The sequence below is a fragment of the Bacillota bacterium genome (genome assembly GCA_024655925.1).
Taxonomy (GTDB): Bacteria; Bacillota; DTU025; order DTU025; family JANLFS01; genus JANLFS01.
In genome coordinates this window covers 1-3,105 of record JANLFS010000058.1, presented here as the reverse complement: position 1 = coordinate 3,105, position 3,105 = coordinate 1, and the positions used below count along the sequence as shown (strand labels likewise).

4 protein-coding genes are annotated in these 3,105 nt (G+C 60.4%); 2 read left to right on the top strand and 2 right to left on the bottom strand.

Annotated elements, in window-relative coordinates; all coding sequences use genetic code 11:
- The first annotated feature begins 204 nt into the window (after positions 1–204).
- On the top strand, positions 205–507 hold the full coding sequence (locus NUW23_09930; GenBank protein ID MCR4426488.1) for a zinc-ribbon domain containing protein: 303 nt from the start codon (positions 205–207) through the stop codon (positions 505–507).
- 203 nt (positions 508–710) lie between these two features.
- Positions 711–1,835 carry an N-acetyltransferase gene (locus NUW23_09925; GenBank protein ID MCR4426487.1) on the top strand — a complete coding sequence of 375 codons (1,125 nt, stop codon included), beginning with the start codon at positions 711–713 and terminating at the stop codon, positions 1,833–1,835.
- Here the strand turns inward: NUW23_09925 and NUW23_09920 are convergent.
- Both NUW23_09920 and NUW23_09915 read right to left on the bottom strand, forming a co-directional pair.
- Complete coding sequence (locus NUW23_09920) at positions 1,820–2,644, bottom strand: radical SAM protein (protein MCR4426486.1); 825 nt, start codon at positions 2,642–2,644, stop codon at positions 1,820–1,822. The two genes, NUW23_09925 and NUW23_09920, sit on opposite strands and share 16 nt — an antisense overlap.
- Before the next feature lie 137 nt (positions 2,645–2,781).
- A partial coding sequence (locus tag NUW23_09915) for a peptidase T (GenBank protein ID MCR4426485.1) occupies positions 2,782–3,105 on the bottom strand: 324 nt, incomplete at its 5' end.

Genomic DNA, 3,105 nt, shown 5'->3' with positions numbered 1-3,105 from the left:
GGGTTCAATTCTGTCGCCACGCATTCTGCATCCCCCGATCATTCGGTCTCTCTTTAATGATAGGCATTCATCAATCCCCTGTCAATCATCTTGCATTTTCTCCGCCAAAATGCTAGTCTAAAGGTGGCTGTTGTTCAAGGGCGTGCGTCGTCAAGCATGCCGACTTGATCAAGAGACTACTAGGAGAAAGGGAGAGTGATCAGGTTGGCATTCGAGGACAAGGTCCTGAACTGCAGAGACTGCGGGCAGGATTTCGTGTTCACCGCCGGAGAGCAGCAGTTCTACGTGGACCGTGGGTTCCAGAACGAGCCGTCGAGGTGCCCTGATTGCCGCAGGGCCCGCAAGGCAGCCCGGGTCGGCACCTCAGGCACCCGCGAGATGTTCGAGGTCACCTGCTCCGCTTGTGGCAAGCCTGCAATGGTACCCTTCCAGCCCAGCGGCGACAGGCCCGTTTATTGCAGCGAGTGTTTCGCGGCTCAGAGGGCGGAGAGCCACAGCAGGTATTAGGGTTTCGTCTGCTCATGAGTGCCCCGGGGCAAGCCCGGGGCATTTCCTTTTCTCCCGTGGCATCCCGCACGGTTCCCGATTGTCTCGCCTGAGTATCGCTTGCCCATGTGCAGGCCTGCTTTCCGGGAAGGTGAGCAATTCCATGTGTCGAATACTCACGTCGGGTGGCGCAACACAAGAGGATGCGAATCGGAGGCGTTGGCATGTCCGGCATTGTGGTGGATATGGTAGCTACACGAGCAGAGAGGCTCAGCTTTGTGAAACTGCCGTGGGCCATTTACCGGGGCGATCCCAACTGGGTGCCGCCCTTGATCTCCGACATGTTGCGAACCATGGACCCCAGGCACAACGTCCTGCTGAGAATGGGACCGTACGCCCACTTCCTGGCAAGAAAGGGTGGTCGCGTGGTTGGGCGCGTGGGTGTCGGCATGGACGGTAACCTGAACCGGGAGAAGCGCCGCTCGGAGGGGTACTTCACCCTTTTCGAGTCCGTCAACGATTTCGACATCACCCGCTCACTGTTCGACGTGGCGCTGTCCTGGCTCAGGCAACACGGCGCCACCAGGGTGACCGGTCCACAATCGCCGAGCAATGGCGATGACTACAGGGCTCTCCTCATCGATGGGTTCGATGAACCGCCTTTTCTCATGATGTCGTACAACCCTCCGTACTATCCGGAGTTGCTTTCGGAGTACGGGTTTGAGAAGCAGTTCGACAGGTTGGCGTACAAGTATGACATGACGCAGGGCATTCCCGAGAGGTTCCAGAGGCTGGTCGGGCGAGCCATGGAGAGGTTCGGGTTCAGGATCGATCCTGTGAACACCCGCAACATCGAGGGAGAACTCCGGGACATCAAGGAGATCGTCGATCGCTCGATGCCCGAGGAATGGCCGGATATGGTCCCCCCTACCATGGAGGAACTACGCGCACAGGCAAGCCAAATCCTGCCGGTGGCTGACCCTGAGCTCATCCTCATCGCCCGCGCAGGTGACAGACCGGTGGGGCTAGTGATCGCTCTGCCCGACTACAACCAGGTCCTCAAGCACCTCAACGGCCGGCTCTTCCCCTTCGGGTTTCTTAAGTTCATGTGGCTCAGGAGGCGCATAACAGCCGCCAGGGTCTTCGTACTTATGGTGGTCCCCGAATTCCACAAGAAAGGCGTCTCCGCCGCCATGTATCTGCACCTGTTCAGGCGGGCCAAGGAGCGAGGCTACACGCTCGGGGAAGGCTCCACGGTTCATGAGTTCAACATCCCCATGCGCAGGGACGCAGAGGGGGTTGGGGGCGTGCAGTATAAGACCTACAGGATCTATCAGAAGGAGCTGTGACAAGGCTCGGAGTTCGGAACCTTCAATGCACTCGGCGGGTCCGCCCGGTCCACCGGGTCCATTCCCGACAGGTCGAAATCTGGCACGAAGGCGAGGCTTGCGGCTGATCTTTCCTGGCAGTAACCGCCCTCAAACCCCAGCTCGATGAAGCGCTCCACCACGGCCTGGTACTCCGCTGTGAGGATAGGCCTAGCTATCTCCGGGTAGTCGCCAGCGCGGTGGGCAGGGCAGTACTGGGCCATCAGGCTCACCCATGTGCGTCTGCCCAGCCGGGTCCTGACCCACTCAAGCACCGCGAGGGACTCCTCAACCAGACCTGGAAGGACCAGGTGTCTTATGATAAGGCCTTTCCTCGCCACACCACGCCCGTCCGTCTGGACTTCGCCGACCTGTGCATTCATCTCCTCAATTGCCCGGCTGGCGGCAGCGAAGTAGCCGGGCACAGCCGAATAGCGCACAGCGGATTCCTCAGAGAAGTACTTGAGATCCGGGAGGTATATGTCCACTAGGCTATTGAGGGCCTGGATGGTCTCAGGACTCTCATATGCATTGCTGTTCCACACAACCGGAACCCGGAGCCCGGACGCCTTGGCGATGCGAACCGCCTCAGTCACGACAGGGGCGTAATGAGTCGGCGAGACCAAGTTCACGTTCTCAGCCCGCGCCCCGATGTCCAGGAGGATGCATGCGAGCCTCTCGGTCGTCACCTCACGGCCGAACCCTTCCGAACTGATCCTGTGGTTCTGGCAGTAGACGCACGACAGGTTGCAGTGGGAGAAGAAGACCGTCCCCGAACCGCGAGTTCCCACCAGACACGGCTCCTCCCAGAAGTGCAGTCCCGCTCGGGCCACTTTCGGGGCCGCCCCTGCCCCACACCAGCCAGTCTCCCCTTTGGTCCTGTCAACCCCGCACTCGCGCGGGCAGATCCGGCACTGTTGAAAGGCCTTCACCGCTCCTGCGCCCAGAGTGCGCAGAGGTTCAAGATCACCCGCACGGACTTCTCCATCCAATCCACGCACACCCATTCCTTCCTGCTGTGGAAATCCCCACCCCCCGTGAACAGGTTTGGGGTGAGAATCCCCTCGTAGCTCAGCCTCGACCCGTCCGTGCCGCCGCGGATCGGCTTTATGACTGGGGTCATGCCCTCCATCTCGATGGCCCTCTGGGCCAACCGCCCCACCCTCGGATCAGAGTCAAGCCTGTCCTTCATGTTGCTGTACCCACCTGTGCGCTGCCACTCCACGCGGGCCCCCGGATGCCTGGCTTCGAT

Excerpts from the sequence above, each read along its gene's own strand:
- NUW23_09925 (MCR4426487.1), top strand. The coding sequence starts at position 711 with ATGTCCGGCATTGTGGTGGATATGGTAGCTACACGAGCAGAGAGGCTC.